Genomic DNA, 1170 nt, shown 5'->3' on the forward strand with positions numbered 1-1170 from the left:
TCCTGACCCTTCTATATCTCTGATCTGTTATTGATACCCCATCACCGGGCTTGGCGAAGATCGGTGATGGGGTGGTGTTTGGCGTCTGACCCTTGTGGCTTGACCACGTTCCTTAGCGAGCCAGCACCGTCTCTCTTCATCATCTCGAACAGTTGCATGTGGCCGATCAGGACCACGGATCAGAAGGAAGAGAACATGGATACGGTAACACAGACTGCGATCATCGGCATAGATGTCAGCCGCGATTGGCTGGACATTCATTGCTTACCAGCAAACGAAAGGCTGCGACGACCCAATAGCGAGGAAGGACATGCGCAAGTGGGTGAACTGGCAAGTCTTCAGGATGCTCTTGTCTGTTTCGAGTCGACCGGTGGCCAGGAATGGAAGCTATGGGCTGCTTTGGATGCCGCAGGTGTCGCGACCCGGCAGTTGCCGCCTGCCCAGATCAAAGCTTTTGCGGCAAGCCGAGGTACGCGCGCTAAGACGGATAGGATTGATGCTGAGTTGATCGCACGCTTCATGGTGTTCAGACCCGAAGCCGGGCGTAACCTGCCGCATGAAAAGATACGCCTTCTCAGAGCGTTGGCGTCAAAGCGGGGTCAGCTCGTGGAAACGCGAAAGCGGCTTTTGGCGCAGATCAAGGCACATGGCAAGCAGGGTTCGGCTGACATGTTCGCAGCCCTAGACGGCGAATTGATAAGCCTACTGGATCATCAGATTGCAGAGCTGGAGGCCCAGATTGAACAGGTCATCACGACAGATGAGAGCCTTGCCACGACAGCTGGTATCCTGCGCTCCATTCCCGGGATTGGCCCGGTGGCCAGCACGATGTTGATCGCCGAAATGCCGGAGCTCGGCCAGATCACCGGCGCGCAGGCGGCCGCGCTCACAGGCCTCGCGCCCATCGCACACGACAGCGGAGCCATGCGCGGCAAGCGGGCTATTGGCGGTGGAAGGCGGCAGCTCCGGCATGTGATGTTCCAGGCTGCGCTCGTCGCAAGCCATCACAACCCAGCCCTGAAAACCTTCGCAGACCGTCTGCGCGCCGCCGGAAAACCGCATAAGGTCGTCATCACAGCCGTCGCTCGAAAACTCACCACAATCGCAAATGCCCTCGTCAAGTCAGGACAAAAATGGACTTCTCAGACTGTCTGAGAAATACAGTTGCTA

General features: G+C 57.4%; 1 protein-coding gene. It reads left to right on the forward strand.

The features are described 5' to 3' along the window. Positions 1 to 195: 195 nt before the first annotated feature. A complete protein-coding gene (locus tag J1C49_RS21455; protein ID WP_227447852.1) occupies positions 196 to 1155 on the forward strand; it encodes an IS110 family transposase in 960 nt (319 codons plus the stop codon). Positions 1156 to 1170 lie beyond the last annotated feature (15 nt).

The sequence above is a fragment of the Cognatishimia sp. F0-27 genome (genome assembly GCF_020667845.1).
GTDB lineage: Bacteria > Pseudomonadota > Alphaproteobacteria > Rhodobacterales > Rhodobacteraceae > JAFMPQ01.